The following is a 19,549-nucleotide window of genomic DNA, read 5'->3' as shown; positions in this document are numbered from 1 at the left end:
CTCGTTATGTTTCTATTTGGGTTTCACTTTCTGTATCTAAATCATATGCACGGTGGAGTATTTTTACGGATTGTTTGCCGTTTTCGAGCGGAACAAGACAGGAGACTTTAATCTCTGATGTTGTAATCATTTTCATACGAATGTCGTTGTTGTTTAATACGTTAAACATTTTAGCTGCTACCCCGGTGTTAGTAATCATGCCCGCTCCGATAATAGAAACTTTAGCAACATCTTTTTCGAAAAAGGCGCGGCGAAAGCTTAAATTTTCTTTCTGTTTTTCAATAATTTCCATAGCGCGTTCGGCTTCTTCTTTACCAACTGTAAAGGCTAGATGAAAGGTTTCTGCTCCATGTTCACTTAACACGATCATATCAACGTTAATATTGGCCTGTGCAAGGGAGTCAAACACTTTAGACATTGCCCCAATTTCATTTCGTATATCCAATACCTCTATTTTGCTCACATCTTCATCGTATGCAACTCCACTAACAACGATTTCCTTTTCCAACGTGTTTTCCTCCTTTACATACGTTCCTTCTTTGTCTGAAAAACTAGATCGAACTAGCAAATTTACTCCGTGAACTTTGGCTAATTCAACGGCTCTAGGATGGAGAACAGAAGCACCTAATACCGCCATTTCTAACATTTCATCGAACGAAATGGTGGAGAGCTTTTTGGCGTATGGTACGATTCTAGGATCCGTGCTATAGATACCGTCCACATCTGTGTTTATTTCACAACGATCGGCCTTTAATGCAGCAGCTACTGCTACTGCTGTTGTATCAGAACCTCCTCTTCCTAACGTTGCGATTTCTTTTTCATTCGTCATTCCTTGAAAACCCGCTACAATGACGACTTTTCCTTCATCAATTGATTCTTGTATTCGCTCTGATTCTATATTAATGATTCGGGCATTACCAAAATGAGGTTCTGTGGCTATTCCAGCCTGCCAGCCTGTATAAGAGATGGATGGCACATTCATTTCCTGCAGAGAAGCTGATAATAAAGCAATTGACACTTGTTCTCCGGTTGTTAATATCATATCCATTTCACGACGAGGCGGAGCATCTGTTACTTCATACATTAAAGATACCAATTTGTCTGTTTGGTCTCCCATTGCAGAAACGACGACGATAACTTTATCACCTTCCTCTACTGTTTTTTTTACACGTTCTGCCACTTTTTTTATTTTTGACACATCTCCAACAGATGTTCCGCCATATTTTTGCACGACAATTCCCATGATCGTTACCCACCTTTAAGTTTATGTAGAAATTTCAATAATTGGAGTAAGGTTGTACTAATAAGTGTTTGTTTTTTTACGGATATTAATCAATATAAATAAATTTTTTGGGGGAGATGACACTGACTTCGATTAAAACTCACACGTTTCGCCATCCTAATATTAATGACGGTAAAAAAGTTTGGGAGCTCGTTCGAGAAATAGATGTATTGGATTTAAATTCATCTTATTACTACTTAATTTTGTGTGAGTATTTTTCCAATACGTGCATGATAGCAGAGAACGAGGGAGAAATCGTTGGTTTTGTTTCTGGATTTCGTCATCCTGAACATCACGATATTTTGTTTGTTTGGCAAGTAGCTGTTGCTGAATCAGAGCGGGGAGAAGGTCTTGCCACAACCTTGATCCAAAAGCTTCTAAAAAGCGATGAATGTTCGGATATTAAAGCTATTCAAACAACAATTTCACCTTCCAATAAAGCATCCCTAGCTCTTTTTCGAAAACTTTCGGAACAGCTCGGAGCAAACATGGTGAAAACACTGCGGTTTTCTCCGGACGCCTTTCCAGGCAATGAGCATGAAGCGGAACAAACGTATGAGATTAGCCCTATTTTGCGAAATAGAAAAGAGGAGGAATAAATCTTGGCGATAAATATTAATACAGATTTGAATATTTTTAATGAACATGAATCTGAAGTTCGCAGCTATTGCCGCAGCTTCCCAACCATTTTTTCGAAAGCCCAAGGAGAGTTTCTATGGGATAAAGACGGCAATGAGTTTATAGATTTTTTTGCAGGTGCTGGAGCATTAAATTACGGTCATAACCATCCTAAAATGAAAGAAAAGCTTTTAGAATATGTGCAAAAAGATGGAGTTACCCACGGACTGGATATGGCAACAGAAGCAAAGGAAGACTTTATTAAACAGCTTCAATCGATCGTTCTTAAACCTCGGAATATGGCATATAAAGTGATGTTTCCAGGACCGACGGGAACGAATGCGGTAGAAGGCGCGTTAAAATTAGCACGGAAAATAACAGGACGCACAACGATAATGAGTTTCACTAATGCCTTTCACGGTATGACCTTAGGGGCCCTTTCTATAACCGGCAACGAATTTAAACGTCATGGGGCAGGGATTCCACTGCATAACGCGGTTGTCATGCCATATGATAACTTTTTAAAAGATGGGTCAGATTCGACCAAATATCTTGAACAGTTTTTAGCGGATAATGGCAGCGGCGTCTCAAAACCAGCTGCGATTATTTTAGAAACTGTACAAGGAGAAGGCGGTATTAATGTTGCTAGTTTTGATTGGCTTAAACGAGTCGAAGAAATTTGCCGGAAATTTGACATCTTTTTAATTGTTGATGATATACAAGCCGGAGTAGGTCGAACCGGAACGTTCTTTAGTTTTGAACCAGCCGGAATTAAGCCGGATATCATCTGTTTGTCTAAATCAATCGGTGGATACGGCCTTCCATTTGCTATTACGTTAATGAAACCTGAACATGACATTTGGGAACCAGGGGAGCATAATGGAACGTTTCGAGGAAACAATTTAGCGTTCGTAACAGCTTCAGAAGCTTTACATTTCTGGGAAGATGACACGTTATCTAAAGAAGTAGAACGCAAAGGTGACATCGTTCAAGCACGATTAGAGAAATTAGTTGAGCATCATCCAGAACTGAATGGAGAAGTACGTGGAAGAGGGCTAATGAAAGGATTAGCCTGTCACGTGGAGGGAATGGGAAGTGACATTTGCTGCAGCGCATTTGAAAAAGGATTAATATTAGAAACAGCAGGTATTGATGATGAAGTGGTAAAAGTAATGCCGCCATTAAATATTAAAGAGGAAACCTTAGAAAAAGGACTAGACATTTTGGAAGAAAGTGTTAAAACGGTCTTAAAAAAATAACAAAAGGAAAGGCATTCATGGAACGCTCCATGAATGCTTTTTTCCAACACGCTTTATTCCGGCACATCTTCATACCAGCAATCGCTGTCTTCCCAAGCGTTTTTCACATTACAGGCTTCACTTAAAGATGCTTCTGAGTTAAATGATGAAGAAGCAGTTGTACTTGGCGTATTATCTTCCTGTACAGCTTCTTTTAACATTTGAAGAATAGGTTCGTATTCTGCTTTTGTATTATCTTGTTCAAGCGAGCGCAAAAAACCTTCTAACATAACTTTTTCTTTCTGTGTTTGTGTTGAAATATGCAAGAATCTGATCCCTCCTTTGTCTCATACTTAGAAAAAAATAAGTTTTTATAGTTAACAGTACAAGCAAAACTACGGCACTCAACGTACAATGGTGTGATATTTAGTAGTAGAAGTTCTGTTACCTTTTAATGCGGTTTCCACTACATGGCACAAGCTAAGTTTTCTAGTATACAAACTGTCTAACAGATATACGCTTGTGTTTTTCTTATTATTTGTGTTTAGCCGGTATACATGCATGTTAGCGAGTTGATTATTTTAGGAAAAAGAGTATTTTATTCCAAATTAATTGATTTTTAAATAAAAATCTATCAAATAAGCATAGGTAAAAGAAGGCTGATTTGACATTCTTTTTTAAAAGGTAAGAAATTATAAATAGTTGGCGTTTTTGATGTCTAGCTTCAGCGCCCAGCCGCATAGGCGCACACGATAAAGAGGAACTTTTGCTAAAACCGCGACCGTCCTGTCGCAACGCAAAAGTCAACACCTCCAGTGCAAGCCAGTTCAGCGTTGTCACAGGACGTACTTCCACACAATGTGGTGACTTCTACGTTGCACACTCGTCGCCAAAAACGCCATATCCTGTGGCATTGGCGACATTCGCACATTCTATGCGTCGACGTGTGCGATCTTAGTAGAAGTTCATTAAAATGAGCTGAACGTCTTATGTCTTCCCTTTCGACTCCGGGCCGCAGGCGACCCTGCGCGAAAGCTCCAGAACCTGTCGTGGCTGACCAGGGCATTTACGCTTTTCTTAGCGATTCTATTAATAGTTGAAAGTCTTATTTTCAATATTCGCTCTACTTTCTGCCATATATACCCTTACTCTTTTTATATTTATGAATAAACTGATAAGGTAATAGATTCAGTGATAAAAAGAGGGGGGAGTATGAAAATTGAAAATAAGCGGGAGAAATAAATGGAAATTGTACCTTGCGATGAAGAGAAATAAAGAGCTAAGGCCTTATCTCGTTCACACGAAAAAGTGGAATAAAAAAAATTTTGAGAAAATGTTATCTAAAAACAAATCTATTGTTGTAAAACCAAACAAAGGATTGAAGGCAAAAAATATTTATTTCATATTCAAACGAAAATCAGGTAGTTATGTTGTTCAACTAAACGAAAATAAAATTTACTTTTCATCACGTCAAAGAGTATACGCATATATGAAAAAAAGAATTAACAATACCTCCTATATTATTCAAAAACGTATTGAAATGGCTAAAATAGACGGACGACCCTTTGATATCCGGGTCATTTTGCAAAGAAAATCTGCGACTTTACCATGGGATGCAACGGCTCATAAAGTAAGGGTAGCAAGAAAAGGAAGAATGGTAACTAATGCCAGTAAGGGCGGGAATATTTTAACTTTTGAAGAGGCCATGGACCAAAGTAATATTCCAAATGAAAAAAAGGGATATTTGTTAGAGCACATTAAAGATGTTTCTATTCTAGCAGCAAACGCATTAAATCCTTATTATCCAAAAAAACGTCTTTATGGGATAGATATTGGAATAAAAAAGGATGGATCGCTTCATATTTTTGAGATCAACCGTAAACCTTCTTTAAAGGGATTTACTAATAGTCAGCAACACCTGCTTAAGGAGTATAAAGAAGGAAGATAATACGGTAAATTTTTTCGTTTATTCGCTGCTTTCTCTTTTTACCTTATATCTTCAAATGAAAGAGTGATGTTAGGATGGTAGTGAAATTAAAAGGAAGAAATAAATATAAAATGTATTTGGCTTTAAAGAAAGATAAAGATCTCCAAAAACATCTTCCTGCTACATTGAAATGCAATAAACAAAATTTTATTAAAATGCTAAAAAAATACAATTCTGTTGTTATTAAACCACGAAGCGGCCGTCAGGGTCAAAGAATTTTTTTTGTGAGTAAAAGGAAAGCAAAGTATGTAGTGCATATCAATAAATTAAGAAAACACTTTAAAAGAAGAACAGCCGCTTACAATTATATTAAAAAGTCAGCGGGAAAAAGGAAGTTTATTATTCAACAAGAAATTGATCTTGCCACCATTGATGGAAAGCGTTTTGATTTCAGGATTATCGTACAACGATTAACAACAAAAGATGATTGGGTCGTAAATGGCATCATCGCAAGAAAAGCTGGAGCGGGATATAAAGTAACGAATAAACGCCGCCACGGAATTGTGCTGCCCTTAGAAACAGCAATGGAAAAATTAAATGTAGTGGAAGATAAAGATTTTATCGTAGAAGAAATTAAAAAAACAGCTCTTGCTGCTGCTGATACGTTAGGACGTTCATTTCCTAACCAAAAAATATTTGGCGTAGATATTGGAATGAAAGAAGATGGTTCTCTTTATATTTTCGAGCTCAATCGCTGGCCGTTAATTCAAGGGTTTAAGAGCCTAAAGGATAAAACCCAATATAAAAAAATCAGGGAGTATAAAAGGAAAGCGAAAAAGTAAAAAATAGTGAAGGATGATTTAAGAAAGATTTTTTTGCATTTATAATATATTTTATGATGGTAAACGATTCCTTTAACACTCCATCCGTTCATTTTTTCATTTTAATAAAGTGGTGCAGAGTACAAAAAACGGCGGCGAATGTTCTGATATTTTTATAATGGTTAGGTGAATTTTTCAAACAAGTAACTGAAACAAATGAATAGTCATATAATTAATAGTACTTCTTCTTCTAGGGGGGTACTTTTTTATGCATTACTTTTATCCACCATGCTGCTGTTATGTTCCTATGCACTATTTACCTCTTAGACAAACACCGCCAGTAAACCCTGATCTTTTGTATAATTCAGCTCATGAAATGAAAAAGCTTCTAAGAGATGCGAATATAGTTGTCGAAAGTTTATCTGCTTCAAAAGAATTTGCTGCTTTTTTAATGTTAGCTGCACAAGAATCGGATGAAGAAGAGGTTTTTCGGTTGATTTATTCCATCGGAGTAACCTCAGATGTAGAAGTGCATTACAATCCTGACGGCATTCGTTTAGAATTTAAATCACAGATAGAGGATTTGGACTGCTGTAAATTAACTTTAGCACTGAGATGGAATTAATGAAGTTTGTTGCTTCGTCTCTGTTTGGTATAATAGGAGAATGTTTCCATTATTTTTAGAAAAGTGATGGATCGAAGCCCTGCAATGTTATGGGAGGATTTATTAACATGTATTATTTTGCGTATGGTTCGTGTATGAATATAAGAGATATAAAAAGAACGGTGAATGCTAAGCCTGTCGGAGCAGCAGTACTTAAAGACTATCGATTTGGCTACCGTGCATATTCAAAGGCTAGAAAAGGCGGGGTAGCAGACATAATCCCGGAGACAGGCAATGAAGTGGAAGGGATTTTGTTTGAGGTTCCCGACTTTAAAGGACTAGACAAAAGAGAAGGCCACCCTCACTTTTACAAAAGAATCGAAGTGAGTGTACAGTTATTAGAGACAAAAGAATGGGTCGAAGCAAAAACCTACAGTGTCGTAGAGAAGTCTGCGGTGGATATCGCTCCTTTCGCTTACTATTCTGGTTTAATTATTGAAGGGGCAAAAGAATTAACCGAAGAGTATCAGCAAAAAATTAAAGCTCTTACCAAAAAACTTCAAAATGAGCCCAAAAGTTATGAATAAGCTAAAAACCCTTCTGCTCTCTTTGACAGAAGGGTTTTGTATGGAAAATTTCAGGTTATACAAGGAAAACAAAAAATTATGGCGGGACCGTCTGGGAATCGAACCCAGCGGAGACGGCACGCGCCTCCCTGAAGGTTTTGAAGACCTCGGCGTGCACCAGCATCGCAACCGGCCCCATAATCGATCACGAAATGTATTTTACCCGCTCTGTCTGTATTATGCAAGCAGATAGAATTATTTTCAATCCTTTCTTACTTATAGTAAGATGGACACATAATAAATAGTATCGGATCGAGCAATAAAAAGGCGGGAAGTCAAATGGGGAAGAGGACATTAACAATAGGAATGGCTGGTCATATCGATCACGGAAAAACCACGCTAACAAAAGCATTAACGAAAATAGATACGGATCGTTTAAAAGAAGAAAAAGAACGTAATATTTCAATCGAGCCCGGATTTGCACCTTTACAGTTAACAGATGATTTGGATGTTTCCATTATCGATGTTCCTGGACATGAAAGGTTTATCCGGCAGATGATTGCTGGAGTAGCAGGCATTGATGCAGTTGTCCTTACTGTTGCCGCGGATGAAGGAGTGATGCCGCAAACAAAAGAGCACCTCGATATTTTATCTTTGCTTGATGTAAAGGGCGGACTTATTGCGGTCACAAAGGCAGATAAAGTAGATGATGATTTGCTGGAGCTTGCTGGAGAAGACATTCGTGAAGAAGTAAAGGGAACCCCTTTTGAAAAAGCAGAGATGGTATTTGTCGATAGTTTGACCGGTCGCGGAGTAGAAGAAGTCCGTGAACAGTTAATATATATTTTAGAAAAAATCCCTGTTCGAGACAAAAAAGGGGCTTTTAGACTTCCAATTGATCAGGTGTTTACGGTCCATGGACAAGGAACCGTTGTACGAGGCACCGTATATGAAGGAAGTATTTTCGAAGGAGATACGGTCCAAGTCCTCCCAAAACGTAAAAAAACAAAAATAAGACAGCTTCAAATTCACGGCAGTCAAGTACAGGAAGGTGTTGCTGGTCAAAGGCTTGCAATGAATCTTAGCGGTGTTTCAAAAGAAGAAATAAGACGAGGAGATGTCGTTGTGGCTGCCGAACATTATGTCACTACATCTATCGTTCACGTTGTATTATTCACTTCTAAAGAATTTTTCTATGCTTTAAAACAGCGGGGATATATAAAGCTTCATCTTGGCACTGCCGAAGTTTACGGAAACATAGTGTTTTTTGACCGTAATGTATTAGAACCGGGAGTACAAAAAGTAGTTTGTCAGCTGCGCTTAGACAAACCGGTCGTTACCAAACGAGAAGATCGGTTTATTTTACGCCGGCCAACACCTACTGAAACAATCGGAGGCGGCTGGATCATAAATCCTCAAGGAGAACGTCTTCCTTTTGGTGAAAAATCGGTGCAGCGTCTTGAAAAAGAATTAGAAGGCACACCCGACGAACACATTAAAAGCGCTCTTCTTGAAGAAAAATGGCTGACAAGAGAAGATATTGCGAAACAGACAGGACTAACGAAAGAGGACGTGAATGAGCTGGTGACTCAATTACTAGAAAATAGCTCGATTTGGGAGCTTTCTAATAAGAAACTGGTGTTAAAGGAAACATACGAACAGTTTTGGGAGGAATTAATAGATGAATTAAAAGATTATCATGAAATGTATCCTTTAAGAACAGGTAAAAATAAAGAAGAATTGCAGTCATTGAAATCACGATCTCTGCCAAAAGAACTCATCGAACGATTTTTAGAAGAAGCAGAAACAGAGAACAAAATCAAAAAGCATAAACAATATGTATCTCTGCATAGTTTCGTCCCGTATTATCCAAAAGGCTGGGAAAAAAGGATGCAGCAATTGCTAGAAAACTGGAGAAAAGACGGGATTTCAGTGAAAACGTGGGACGAGTATGCAAAAGAACAACAGCTGCCAAAAGAACTATCAGAAGAATTGAAATGGTCGCTTATGCACCAAGAGGAAGCTGTCGGAATGGATGATAAGCATATTTGGTCTTTGCAAGCAGCAGATGAAGCTGCACAAAAGCTTCGTGTTCACCACCCAGCCTCATTTACCCTGCAGGAGGCAAAAGAAGTACTTCGCTTAACAAGGAAATATCTAGTTCCCCTTTTAGAGTGGATGGATGAATCAGGAAGGACAAAAAGAATAGATCAGGAAAGAGTGTGGCGGAACTGACATGAAAACCGGAGAAAAATTAAACGTATTATATTTAACACCCTATTATTACTCAAAACGAGGTAATGCGACCACTGCAAAACGAATGAAGGAATATTTAAATAAAGCTGGTGTAACCGTGAATGTCTTTGCTTTTGAAGAGGAAACCGGTTTTGGACAACAATATTTAGAACAAGCAGATATTGTTCATGCTCTTCATGTTAGAAGAACTGCTGATTGGCTTAATTCGAATGAAATCTCCATTCAAAAACCGTTTCTTTTAACCACCGGCGGAACAGATATAAATGTAGATCTAAAAGAACAACAAAAAAAAGACAGCATGGCCCAGCTTTTAGCGGATGCAGCAGCATTAACAGTTTTTACTGAAGATGGAAAAGAAAAGGCGGTACAGGATTTCCCCTTCCTTCGTGGAAAAATACATGTTATTCCACAGGCTGTAAATATACCCTTAGCTAAACAGCATACCAATTTGGCACTGCCCAATGGTTTCCCCAACATTTTGCTGCCAGCTGGTCTTCGTCCTGTGAAAGATGTGCTGTACATGCTTGATGAACTAGATGAAAAAAAGAAGTCCTATCCTAATATAAGATTTGTGTTGATAGGAGAGCCGTTAAATAAAGAAATCGAGCAGCAAGTCGTTCATGAAACTAGTAAACGCCCTTGGTTTACCTATTATCCGCCAGTTGAACCAGAAGAAATGCACATCCTTTATAAATGGGCAGATGCGGTAGTCAATACTTCTGAATCAGAAGGACAACCTGTCAGTCTTTTAGAAGGAATGACAGAGGGAGTTCCTGCATTAGCTAGAAACAACCCGGGCAACCAGAGTGTTGTGCAGCCTGGCTGCAATGGCTATTTATTTTCATCGCCCGACCAATTTTCCAGTCAATTTGAACAGCTTTTTTCTAACAGTGAACTTTACCAAAAGCTGTCCGAGCAGGCTCGTGACTACGTTTTGACTTATCATCATCCTGCAGAAGAAGCGAAACGGTACATGGAACTGTATAGAAATATATTGGAGTAATGGCTCTATGTTTTTCTATAAACTGTTTTCCATATCTCCGCGGCGTTTTTAAAAGCGGTAACCGTTTCCATGTCTTCAACACTTTTTGAACAGGCAATATAAAAGTCTCTATTATACGGCAAAAATCCTTTGAAAACACAGCCTCTCGCTTTTGCCGAAGGAAGGGCTAATTCGGAAATAAATCCGTAGCCTATCCCTGCTTCTACTAGAGAAAGCAGGCTTTCCGTATTCGGTACTATAGCAGCTGTTTCTAACTCAGGGAGTGAGCCTCTCCAGCTGCTTAAAGCTATCTCGACCGCTTGGTACGTACCAGAGCCTTGCTTTCTTTTTACAAAAGAAAAGGATTGAAGATCAGAAAAGTGAGTAATTGGGTCATCGTCTGCATCAGGAGGACCGATAACGGCAAGTCGGTCTTTCCAAAGCGGATACATATCGATCGTGGCAGAAGACGATTTTGTGCCGACAACCGCAATATCTATTTTGTTTTCAGAAAGTAATGTTAAAACATTGTTTGAATCATCAATATAAAGGTTTAAACGCAGATGTGGAAACTGATTATGGCATTCTTTACATATAGATGGTAAAAAATATGTCCCTGGTGTTGTGCTTGCACCGATTCGTAAGGTTTGTGTATACTTTTTTCCGCGCTTTTGACAGAGTTTGCGAAGATCTCTCCATTCTTTCAGCCATTCATTTGCTTTTTCACATACTAGCTCGCCCTCTTCTGTTAGTGCAGCAGTCTGTCTGTTTATTAAACGGCTGCCAAGTTCTTGTTCGAGGCTTTTAAGCTGTTTTGTTACGGTTGATTGTGATACGCCCAGCTTTTGAGCTGTTTTTGAAAAGCTCCGCCAAGCTGCAAGCTCTGCAAAAACCTCTAATTGTTTTTCATTCATTTTGAGGTGCTCCTTTATACAGATGCTAAATCCTTTACAATGATCATAAACAGTGATAGCTTATTAACGCAAGGGTATTCCAATATGGAATCATACTCATTACAAATTAGAAATGGGGAGGGGTACTGTGATGAGAACGTGGCCTATTGCTGTTGCTGTAAGTTCCTTACTTTTTTTAGGAGCTTGCGGCGGGGCTGATGAAGAAAATGAAAATGGCAGTGAAGCTGAGGATGCATTAGAAATTGCCGTAATACCCGCACAATCTTCTGGAGAAATGGAAGAAGGGTTGGCAAAACTAGAAGATACGTTAAATGATAGCATGGACCAGGAAGTAGCTGTAGAACACTATCCTAATTATAATGCGGTTGTAGAAGCTTTAAATTATGGGCATATTGATATGGCTTATCTCGGACCGCTTACTTATGTTGTTGCAAATGAAGAAAGTGGAGCAGAAGCTATAATTACACAAGAAATCGATGGAGAACCTTATTATTATTCCTACATTCTTACCCATAAAGACCAGCCCTGGGACAGCTTAGATGATCTACTGGGGGATTCCGAGGAAGTTGATTTTGCATTTGGAAGTATTTCTTCTACTTCCGGTTCTCTCATTCCAGGTCTTGAATTAAGAGACAGAGGTGTATTTGAGTCCGAAGACGAACATGATTTTGCATCGGTTCGTTACACGGGTTCACATGATGTTACAGCTAGCGCAATTGAAAGTCAGGAAGTAGATGCTGGTGCGATTGACAGTGCTATTTACAATGAATTAGTTGCTGATGGAGTAGTAGACGACAGTCAACTAAAAATTATATGGGAATCAGAACAGTTATATCAATATCCTTGGGCGGTTCCAAGTGATATGGATGACGAAACAAAACAAGCATTACAAGATGCATTTACTAGTATCGAAGATGAAGAGATTCTTGAAATATTCGGCGGTGCTTCGGCGTTTGTAGAAACGGATCACAGCCATTATGAAAGTATTTCGAAAGCAGCCGAAGACTTTGGCATGCTGAATATGGAAAGCATTGAAGATTAGCATTACAGTCAAGTAAAGGAGTAAAGGCAATGAGCTGGTTCCGGAAAAGAGCCTGGGTTTATGCAGTCCTGTTAGGGCTGTTTACTTGGTGGAGCATGGGGAAAACAGAATTTGAATGGCACAATTTTGAAGAATTCAGCAATGCATATTCTTTTATTCATGATCGGTTTCTGCCGGCAAGCTGGGATATATTGCCAAGTCTTATTGATCCTATTCTTGTCACATTAGCTGTAGCTTTTTTAGGAACATTTATTGCATTGCTCATTGCCTTGCCGTTAAGCTTTGCAGCTGCAAAAAATACAACGGCAAACCTTTTTCTGTATTATGTTAACCGGTTTTTTTTATCTATACTACGTTCGGTTCCGGAAATCGTATTTGGTTTGGTGTTTGTTGTCGTATTAGGGCTTGGTCCGTTTCCTGCAGTGATGGCTATTTTACTTCATAATATTGGAGTTTTGGGCAAATTAATATCAGAACTTATTGAAGCAGCTGATGCAGGACCTCAAGAAGCAATGCAATCGGTAGGAGCAGGACGGCGTATTGGAAATTTATTTTCGATATTGCCGCAAATTTGGCCAAATGTATTATCCCATTACTTTTATCGTTTTGAGGTAGCCATTCGCACATCCCTGATTCTTGGGTTCATTGGCGGGGGTGGAATTGGACAGAAACTAATTAATGATTTTAACAGTTTTAACTATACAGCTGTAACAGTAGAAGTTATATTGATCATGCTCTTGGTTATTATTGTAGATTTATTTGGAGCGTTCGTACGTAAAAAAGTTATTTAAGCAAGTGCACGAGGTGAGAAAATGATTGAGTTAAATAATGTGACTGTGTTTTACCCAAAATCTGAGGAACCTGCCTTGAATAATCTAAATCTTTCCTTCGATCGAGGGGAGTTTGTTTGTGTACTAGGTCCAAGCGGCGCAGGTAAATCTACTATGATACGTACGATTAACGCTTTGCAGCAGGCGACAGACGGTCAAGTTATCATTGATGGGAGCGATATTGCTGATTGGTCAGAATGGAAAAAACGACAGTGGAGAAGCCGAACCGGTATGATTTTTCAGCATTTTCATCTTATTCCTAGGCTAACGGTAGAACATAATGTTTTAACGGGTCTTTTTGGGCAAAAACGTGCCATCGCGGCGTTTGCAGGTGTTTTTTCCCCATCCGAAAAAGACAAAGCACAAGCGATATTAAAGCAAGTCGGTTTGGAAGAAATGGCTGACCGACGGGTAGAATGGCTCAGCGGTGGACAAAAACAGCGCGTTGGAGTAGCCAGAGCACTTATGCAGGAGCCCGAAGTTTTTTTAGGAGATGAACCGGTTGCAAGTCTCGACCCAGGCACAGCCCGATCAATTTTTCAGCTTTTAAGAGAGATCCATGAAAGGAAAAATCTCACCACGATAATAAATGTTCATGATGTTACACTTGCTAAGGAATTTGCCACTCGTATCATCGGATTATCTCATGGTGAAGTCATTTTTAATGGCTCACCAGACGACTTAACCTCTATAGGCCTTGAAACTATTTACGGAAAAGCGCTTCAAGCGTAAAATGATTTTTATATTCAATTAATGCTCGAGATCCTAATGTGGTATCTCGAGTTTTTTACACTTTTTTGGAAAAGAATAAAGTAACCAATTGTTTATATAAACGTTTTAATCTAACCATGCCAAAAGCATGTAATAAGGGGTACATTCATGTTTGAATTATTGTTCACGATGATAGAACGTCTGGGGATTATTGTAACGATTGCGTTTATCCTCACTCGGTTTCCTTTTTTTAGAGGGTTGTTTTATCAAGACCGGTTAAACCGAAAACAACAGTATACCGCGATTTTTTTCTTTGGCTTTTTTGGTATTATAGGAACGTATTCTGGATTAACTTTTAGTACGGAAACTCTCCAATTTAATCGTTGGACAGCTGAAGTTGCTGCAGATGAAGCAATTGCTAATTCTCGAGTAATTGGTGTTGTATTAGCTGGGTTGCTTGGAGGTTATAAAGTAGGCTTAGGTGCTGGTCTCATCGCTGGTATTCATCGTTTTACTCTTGGCGGCTTTACCGGTTTTTCATGCAGTATCGCTTCTATCGCAGCTGGTCTTATCGCAGGGGCAGTGTACAAGCGAAACCATCATGTAAAACTTAAAACCGCATTTTTTGTAGGAGGGGTTGCCGAAGCAGTGCAGATGGTCATTATTTTAATGCTTTCAAGGCCATTCGAAGCAGCTGTCACATTGGTGGAAGCCATTGGTATTCCAATGATTATCGCCAACGGACTCGGTTCAGCTCTTTTTCTTTTAGTGATAAAAAATGTAATGAATGAAGAAGAAAAAGCAGGGGCTTTGCAAGCACAAAAAACATTAAGGATAACTGATCAAACATTATCACACCTCCGCCAGGGCATGACAACGGCATCTGCCCAGCAGGTTTGCCGGATTTTATACAATGAGATTGATTCCAGTGCAGTGGCCATTACAGACCAAACCCATATATTGGCTCATATTGGGGACGGAAGCTCTCATCATCGTACGAACAGCCTTATCCAAACGGATATAACAAAAAATGTACTAAACAAAGGAACGCTTGTGGTTGCCACGGATCAAACGATACACTGCGCGAATGAAGATTGCCAGCTCGGTGCAGCTATTATTGCCCCATTAAAGCAGCGTGGTGAAACTGTTGGAACATTAAAAATTTATTTTCATTCCGAAAAAGAAATTACTAGTATTATCAAAGAATTAATTGCAGGGCTGAGTGATCTTTTAAGTCATCAGCTTGAAGTCGCCCAAGCAGATAAAGCATACCAGCTTGCAAAAGAAGCGGAAATTAAAGCTTTACAAGCACAAATTAGTCCTCACTTTCTTTTTAACTCGCTTAATATCATTGTTTCTTTGATTCGAATGAATCCTAAAAAAGCTCGGAATTTACTTGTGTCACTTTCTCATTTTTTACGACAAAATTTAACTGGTACTACCGTTGATATGATATCTTTGGCCCAAGAACTTCAGCACGTTAAAGCTTATTTAGCGATAGAAGAAGCACGTTTTGTAGATAAGTTAAAAATCTTCTACGACATTGATGAGGATGGGCTTAAGACAAACATTCCACCGCTTACACTGCAGCCAATTGTAGAGAACTCAATTAAACATGGACTGAAAAATAAAAACGAGGATTGTTTCGTAAATATTGTTATTCACAAAAATCAGCATGGAGTAGAAGTGAAAGTAGAAGATAATGGACAAGGGATGGCTGAAGAGACGATTGATAAGATTCAACATGGACGGACATTGTCAGAAACGGGAGCGGGCATTGGACTTTTCAATGTTAATCGAAGACTTACGATGACGTTCGGGGAGAAAGCTGCCCTTCAAATAACAAGCAAACTTGACATTGGAACGGAGATCACTTTTTTCTTACCTAGTGAAGGAGGATAATGAAATGGAAACAGCTATTACCGTACTCATCGTTGATGACGAACGTTACAGCCGGGATGAATTAAAACATTTAATCAGTGAACATCCTTCGCTTTCCATTGTAGGTGAAGCTGATTCCGGAGAAAATGCTATTATTAAAGCTCTCCAACTTGAACCAGACGTTATGTTTTTAGATGTAGAAATGCCAAAAATGAATGGCATGCAAACAGCTAAATCACTTGAAGAATTAAAAAAAGTACCGCTAATTGTATTTGCCACTGCTTATCCACAATTTGCAGCAGAAGCCTTTCGTTACGAAGCTATCGACTATTTGTTAAAACCTTATGATGAAGATCAATTAAACCAGGCGATTAAGAGAATTAAAAAAATTTTGCAGCCATCATCAACCGAAAACCAAACCATAAAAAAACCACTTGGAAAACTGGCGGTCGATGAAGATGGTGAAATATTTTACCTTGATCCAAAACAAATTATTTATATCTACCGAGAGGAAAAAGTTTCAAAGGTTATTACAAATAAGGCGACATATGAAGTGAAAACACCATTAAAAGATTTAGAAACAAGGCTGTCTTCTTATGCTTTTTTTCGAATACACAAAAGCTATCTTGTCAATTTAGATTATGTCGTTCGCCTTACTCCATGGTTTAACGGCGCTTATCAACTTGAAGTGAAAGGCGCAAAGAATACACTTTCTGTTAGTCGAAACTACGTGAAAGCATTAAGAGCACGATTAGAACTGTAAAAGCAGTTCGCTGGATAAAGCGAACTGTTTTTTCATTTTGCTCAGATGGGAAACGGATAGTGTTGTAAGTGATGTCGTTAGTCGTCCAAGTCCTTATTAAGAGATTGGCGAGTAAAATCAATAAAACGGCGAGTAAATTGCGTAGATAGGCGAGTAAACCGGAACTTCCGGTTAGTTTTGTGAAAATATGGATACGGAAAAGCGATGTTATCATGTTGTCCAAGTGAATCATAAGAAAAGGTTTACATTTTTTGCGTTTGAGTGTGGTAATACGACATGATAGTGCTGGTTTTCTACATGTTACTTCCTGTATTCACTATTAGAGCGTACGCTGCGTTATACTTCTATGTAACCGCATTCATAGTTATGAAAAGGAGGATAATAGCATGTATACCTTTTTAATTGCCATTATTTTATTAGTTATCGGATATTTCACATATGGGAAGTTTGTAGAAAAAGTGTTTGGAGTCAATGAAGGCAGGACCACTCCAGCTTATGTTAATCAAGATAATGTAGATTACCTGCCGATGAATACGAAAAAGAATTCACTAATTCAGCTGCTGAATATTGCAGGAGTTGGACCAATTTTCGGACCAATTATGGGAGCGCTTTATGGGCCTGTAGCTTTTCTTTGGATCGTATTTGGCTGTATTTTTGCTGGAGCCGTCCATGATTATTTAACAGGTATGATCTCGATTCGTAATCGTGGTGCTCACTTGCCTGAACTTGCAGGTAAATTTTTAGGAAATGTAATGAAGCATGTGGTTAATGCGTTTGCTGTTTTGCTGCTTGTATTAGTTGGTACCGTGTTTGTTTCCGCTCCAGCTGAGCTGCTTTTTAGTTTATCAAATGGCTGGACAACGATGGGTCTCATTTTAGCTGCTATCTTTGTTTATTTTATTGTTGCTACACTTTTACCTGTAGACAAAATCATAGGCCGCGTTTATCCGTTTTTAGGAGCTTTGTTATTAATTAGTGCACTTGGTGTCGGGGGAATGCTGGTGTTTACCGGAGCACCGATCCCAGAACTTTCTTTTACAAATCTTCATCCTGACAATGCACCAATTTTTCCATTATTGTTCTTAACTATTTCATGTGGGGCATTATCAGGTTTTCATGCTACACAGACACCAATAATTTCTCGTACGACACAAAATGAAAAACAAGGTCGTAAAATCTTTTACGGAATGATGATTGCAGAAGGAATTATTGCCATGATTTGGGCGGCAGCTGCGATGAGTCTGTTCAACGGCCCTGCAGGGTTAAACGAACTGCTTGCAGATGGAGGTCCGGCAGCCATTGTTAGTGAAGCGTCCACTTTAATGCTTGGTGCCGTTGGAGGAACATTAGCTGTACTTGGTGTTATCGTTCTGCCAATTACTTCTGGTGACACGGCCTTTCGAAGTGCAAGAATGATTATTGCCGATTATATTAAACTGCCTCAAAAGAAATGGCGTAGTCGTTTATGGATTGCTCTTCCACTATTTGCTATTTCCTTTGTATTAACTAATGTTGATTTTGAGCTGCTTTGGCGTTACTTTAGCTGGGCAAACCAGTCTACAGCGGTAATTGCTTTATGGGTCGGATCAATGTATCTATTTATTGCAAAGAAAAACTATTGGATTGCTATGATTCCAGGAATATTTATGACGATGGCCACGACAACTTATATTTTGAATGCACCGATCGGTTTTGGCTTACCAATGAACCTTTCCTACATTGGTGCTGCAATTGCAACGATTATTGTAACCGTTCTCTTTTTCCGAGCAGCGAACAAAGCCCGCACGAACGAAATTCCGTTAGAAGAAGGTGTTAATGATAAGAACAATGTCGCGTAAAAATCAATGCATAAGGATATTGACATGAAAAAGAAACTCCTCGGCTCTTTTAAGGCGGAGGAGTTTCTTTTTTCAAAAATAACAAAGTATTAAATTTGGCGTATGTGCTGGTAAATTTCTGTGCCAAGCCTGCTTAGACGCACACAATTCAACCTTGTAGCGATTCGCTTGGGTTTTTTTAGCCTTTCTTTTAATGTTTACCAAACAGAAACCTTACACCTTTAAAAATAAGATAAAAAGAAAAAATTAGTACAGAAAGAATTCCAATGATAGTAGTAACGGGAATGATACCTTCTAAGAAGGTCCCTTCTAATGGAACTTTTATTAAAGCAAACCCAGCCAAAATACTTGCTAACATTAAAAAAATCCAACTATCCATCTTGATTCCTCCTTTCTCCATCATACTATGTGAATAATAGCGGAAAATGTCTGTCATTGGGAGGAACAAGTTTAAAGTACTAGCAGAATATTTAAATGGATTAAAAAGGTAGGAATGGAACAATAGAAAAGTTGCTGCGGATGCAGTGTTGACAGGGGCAAAAGTCATTGATTTTACCTTTTCGCTAGTAATTCTTTACAAAATAAATATACATAAACTGTGAATCCATTTGAAATAATAAGCTAAAACCCTGCGAATATTTGCTATTGGTGGTAAAATGACTAAAACATTTCGAATCACAGTATGTGTTTTGATAACGATCGGCTGGAGTATTTATTATTCTATGTTGGTAAAGGACGGTTTGTTTGATATTTCTAGACAATCCCCTTTACATCTATGCAACATTATGCAAATACTCGCGGTATATGCTGCACTCAAAAACGACAAAAGAATTATAGAAATCATGATTTGTCCATTAATTATTGGACCGGCAATTGCCATTTCCTACCCATTTGGCATTGTTTCCTATGGAACAGAATATGCTATTTACTTTTTTTATTATCATCTTGTCATACTATTTATTGGGATTTATCATTTAATCAAAATTAGATTTGAGATTTCTTATAAAACGATGATGTATAATGGTGTTTTCATTTATTTATGTGCAGCCTGTGTAGGAATCATCAATCCCATCATAGGTTCTAATTATATGTTTGTTACAACTCCTGTTTTTCAACTGCCAGTTAATTACTATTTCATTCTTAACGCAGCAACTTTGACAACCTTATTTGGCTTCTATTATTTATTAAAAGGGATGAAAATAATGACAACAATGATAAGGGTTGGAGGCTCTGGAATTAAGCATTGACTCGAAAAATTCAAAGCCATATATTGAAA

General features: G+C 38.4%; 19 protein-coding genes and 1 tRNA gene. 15 read left to right on the top strand and 5 right to left on the bottom strand.

The window, feature by feature from the left end; all coding sequences use genetic code 11:
* Window positions 1-4 precede the first annotated feature (4 nt).
* The gene (locus FZF09_RS10060) at window positions 5-1,243 is read right to left on the bottom strand and encodes an aspartate kinase (protein ID WP_158736457.1); all 1,239 of its coding nucleotides are present in this window, start codon (window positions 1,241-1,243) and stop codon (window positions 5-7) included.
* A gap of 116 nt (window positions 1,244-1,359) precedes the next feature.
* Here FZF09_RS10060 and ectA point away from each other — a divergent pair, with 116 nt between their 5' ends.
* Window positions 1,360-1,881 (top strand): diaminobutyrate acetyltransferase, encoded by a 522-nt coding sequence (gene ectA / locus FZF09_RS10055; protein ID WP_158736456.1) that lies wholly within the window; start codon window positions 1,360-1,362, stop codon window positions 1,879-1,881.
* Window positions 1,882-1,884: 3 nt separating this feature from the next.
* Entirely contained in the window at window positions 1,885-3,159 is a 1,275-nt protein-coding gene (gene ectB, locus FZF09_RS10050; protein ID WP_158736455.1) for a diaminobutyrate--2-oxoglutarate transaminase, read from the top strand.
* A 53-nt stretch (window positions 3,160-3,212) separates the two neighbouring features.
* On the opposite strand, the gene FZF09_RS10045 is transcribed toward ectB, so the two are convergent.
* Entirely contained in the window at window positions 3,213-3,464 is a 252-nt protein-coding gene (locus tag FZF09_RS10045) for a hypothetical protein (RefSeq protein ID WP_158736454.1), read from the bottom strand.
* A gap of 893 nt (window positions 3,465-4,357) precedes the next feature.
* Here FZF09_RS10045 and FZF09_RS10040 point away from each other — a divergent pair.
* The 4 genes from FZF09_RS10040 to FZF09_RS10025 all read left to right on the top strand — a co-directional run bounded on the left by FZF09_RS10040 (window position 4,358) and on the right by FZF09_RS10025 (window position 7,077).
* On the top strand, window positions 4,358-5,086 hold the full coding sequence (locus FZF09_RS10040) for a YheC/YheD family protein (RefSeq protein WP_255450474.1): 729 nt from the start codon (window positions 4,358-4,360) through the stop codon (window positions 5,084-5,086).
* 74 nt (window positions 5,087-5,160) lie between these two features.
* Window positions 5,161-5,907 (top strand): YheC/YheD family protein, encoded by a 747-nt coding sequence (locus FZF09_RS10035; protein ID WP_158736452.1) that lies wholly within the window; start codon window positions 5,161-5,163, stop codon window positions 5,905-5,907.
* Window positions 5,908-6,154: 247 nt separating this feature from the next.
* Window positions 6,155-6,511, top strand: coding sequence for a YuzC family spore coat inner layer protein (locus FZF09_RS10030; RefSeq protein WP_158736451.1), 357 nt, complete (start codon window positions 6,155-6,157; stop codon window positions 6,509-6,511).
* Between the two features lie 107 nt (window positions 6,512-6,618).
* Window positions 6,619-7,077: a gamma-glutamylcyclotransferase family protein gene (locus FZF09_RS10025; RefSeq protein WP_158736450.1), complete on the top strand. Its 459-nt coding sequence runs from the start codon at window positions 6,619-6,621 to the stop codon at window positions 7,075-7,077.
* 79 nt (window positions 7,078-7,156) lie between these two features.
* Here FZF09_RS10025 and FZF09_RS10020 read toward each other — a convergent pair.
* A tRNA-Sec gene (locus FZF09_RS10020) sits at window positions 7,157-7,253 on the bottom strand.
* Between the two features lie 142 nt (window positions 7,254-7,395).
* Here FZF09_RS10020 and selB point away from each other — a divergent pair.
* Together selB and FZF09_RS10010 are read left to right on the top strand one after the other, a co-directional pair.
* Window positions 7,396-9,291, top strand: coding sequence for a selenocysteine-specific translation elongation factor (selB, locus tag FZF09_RS10015; RefSeq protein WP_158736449.1), 1,896 nt, complete (start codon window positions 7,396-7,398; stop codon window positions 9,289-9,291).
* A 1-nt stretch (window position 9,292) separates the two neighbouring features.
* Entirely contained in the window at window positions 9,293-10,315 is a 1,023-nt protein-coding gene (locus tag FZF09_RS10010; RefSeq protein ID WP_158736448.1) for a glycosyltransferase, read from the top strand.
* Window positions 10,316-10,320: 5 nt separating this feature from the next.
* Here the strand turns inward: FZF09_RS10010 and FZF09_RS10005 are convergent, their stop codons facing one another.
* Window positions 10,321-11,208 (bottom strand): selenium metabolism-associated LysR family transcriptional regulator, encoded by an 888-nt coding sequence (locus FZF09_RS10005; RefSeq protein ID WP_158736447.1) that lies wholly within the window; start codon window positions 11,206-11,208, stop codon window positions 10,321-10,323.
* Window positions 11,209-11,338: 130 nt separating this feature from the next.
* Here FZF09_RS10005 and phnD point away from each other — a divergent pair, with 130 nt between their 5' ends.
* The 6 genes from phnD to FZF09_RS09975 all read left to right on the top strand — a co-directional run bounded on the left by phnD (window position 11,339) and on the right by FZF09_RS09975 (window position 18,273).
* Window positions 11,339-12,250 carry a phosphate/phosphite/phosphonate ABC transporter substrate-binding protein gene (gene phnD, locus FZF09_RS10000; RefSeq protein WP_158736446.1) on the top strand — a complete coding sequence of 304 codons (912 nt, stop codon included), beginning with the start codon at window positions 11,339-11,341 and terminating at the stop codon, window positions 12,248-12,250.
* 29 nt (window positions 12,251-12,279) lie between these two features.
* Window positions 12,280-13,041 (top strand): phosphonate ABC transporter, permease protein PhnE, encoded by a 762-nt coding sequence (phnE, locus tag FZF09_RS09995; RefSeq protein ID WP_158736445.1) that lies wholly within the window; start codon window positions 12,280-12,282, stop codon window positions 13,039-13,041.
* Window positions 13,042-13,062: 21 nt separating this feature from the next.
* On the top strand, window positions 13,063-13,812 hold the full coding sequence (gene phnC, locus FZF09_RS09990) for a phosphonate ABC transporter ATP-binding protein (protein WP_158736444.1): 750 nt from the start codon (window positions 13,063-13,065) through the stop codon (window positions 13,810-13,812).
* Window positions 13,813-13,959: 147 nt separating this feature from the next.
* Complete coding sequence (locus FZF09_RS09985; RefSeq protein WP_158736443.1) at window positions 13,960-15,693, top strand: sensor histidine kinase; 1,734 nt, start codon at window positions 13,960-13,962, stop codon at window positions 15,691-15,693.
* A 4-nt stretch (window positions 15,694-15,697) separates the two neighbouring features.
* Window positions 15,698-16,435 (top strand): LytR/AlgR family response regulator transcription factor, encoded by a 738-nt coding sequence (locus FZF09_RS09980; protein ID WP_158736442.1) that lies wholly within the window; start codon window positions 15,698-15,700, stop codon window positions 16,433-16,435.
* 386 nt (window positions 16,436-16,821) lie between these two features.
* A complete protein-coding gene (locus FZF09_RS09975) occupies window positions 16,822-18,273 on the top strand; it encodes a carbon starvation CstA family protein (RefSeq protein ID WP_158736441.1) in 1,452 nt (483 codons plus the stop codon).
* 190 nt (window positions 18,274-18,463) lie between these two features.
* Here the strand turns inward: FZF09_RS09975 and FZF09_RS09970 are convergent, their stop codons facing one another.
* Window positions 18,464-18,652 (bottom strand): hypothetical protein, encoded by a 189-nt coding sequence (locus FZF09_RS09970; protein WP_158736440.1) that lies wholly within the window; start codon window positions 18,650-18,652, stop codon window positions 18,464-18,466.
* Window positions 18,653-18,929: 277 nt separating this feature from the next.
* Here FZF09_RS09970 and FZF09_RS09965 point away from each other — a divergent pair, with 277 nt between their 5' ends.
* Window positions 18,930-19,520, top strand: coding sequence for a TMEM164 family acyltransferase (locus FZF09_RS09965; protein WP_158736439.1), 591 nt, complete (start codon window positions 18,930-18,932; stop codon window positions 19,518-19,520).
* Window positions 19,521-19,549 lie beyond the last annotated feature (29 nt).

This window comes from Alteribacillus sp. YIM 98480 (assembly GCF_009765375.1).
Classification (GTDB): Bacteria; Bacillota; Bacilli; order Bacillales; family Marinococcaceae; genus Alteribacillus.
Note: the sequence above shows the minus strand (reverse complement) of the source record. Positions and strands in the feature narration are given on the sequence as shown.

Excerpts from the sequence above, each read along its gene's own strand:
- FZF09_RS10060 (WP_158736457.1), bottom strand. The coding sequence starts at position 1,243 with ATGGGAATTGTCGTGCAAAAATATGGCGGAACATCTGTTGGAGATGTG.
- ectA (WP_158736456.1), top strand. The coding sequence starts at position 1,360 with ATGACACTGACTTCGATTAAAACTCACACGTTTCGCCATCCTAATATT.
- FZF09_RS10035 (WP_158736452.1), top strand. The coding sequence starts at position 5,161 with ATGGTAGTGAAATTAAAAGGAAGAAATAAATATAAAATGTATTTGGCT.
- FZF09_RS10030 (WP_158736451.1), top strand. The coding sequence starts at position 6,155 with ATGCATTACTTTTATCCACCATGCTGCTGTTATGTTCCTATGCACTAT.
- FZF09_RS10025 (WP_158736450.1), top strand. The coding sequence starts at position 6,619 with ATGTATTATTTTGCGTATGGTTCGTGTATGAATATAAGAGATATAAAA.
- selB (WP_158736449.1), top strand. The coding sequence starts at position 7,396 with ATGGGGAAGAGGACATTAACAATAGGAATGGCTGGTCATATCGATCAC.
- FZF09_RS10010 (WP_158736448.1), top strand. The coding sequence starts at position 9,293 with ATGAAAACCGGAGAAAAATTAAACGTATTATATTTAACACCCTATTAT.
- FZF09_RS10005 (WP_158736447.1), bottom strand. The coding sequence starts at position 11,208 with ATGAATGAAAAACAATTAGAGGTTTTTGCAGAGCTTGCAGCTTGGCGG.
- phnD (WP_158736446.1), top strand. The coding sequence starts at position 11,339 with ATGAGAACGTGGCCTATTGCTGTTGCTGTAAGTTCCTTACTTTTTTTA.
- phnE (WP_158736445.1), top strand. The coding sequence starts at position 12,280 with ATGAGCTGGTTCCGGAAAAGAGCCTGGGTTTATGCAGTCCTGTTAGGG.
- phnC (WP_158736444.1), top strand. The coding sequence starts at position 13,063 with ATGATTGAGTTAAATAATGTGACTGTGTTTTACCCAAAATCTGAGGAA.
- FZF09_RS09985 (WP_158736443.1), top strand. The coding sequence starts at position 13,960 with ATGTTTGAATTATTGTTCACGATGATAGAACGTCTGGGGATTATTGTA.
- FZF09_RS09980 (WP_158736442.1), top strand. The coding sequence starts at position 15,698 with ATGGAAACAGCTATTACCGTACTCATCGTTGATGACGAACGTTACAGC.
- FZF09_RS09975 (WP_158736441.1), top strand. The coding sequence starts at position 16,822 with ATGTATACCTTTTTAATTGCCATTATTTTATTAGTTATCGGATATTTC.
- FZF09_RS09970 (WP_158736440.1), bottom strand. The coding sequence starts at position 18,652 with ATGGATAGTTGGATTTTTTTAATGTTAGCAAGTATTTTGGCTGGGTTT.
- FZF09_RS09965 (WP_158736439.1), top strand. The coding sequence starts at position 18,930 with ATGACTAAAACATTTCGAATCACAGTATGTGTTTTGATAACGATCGGC.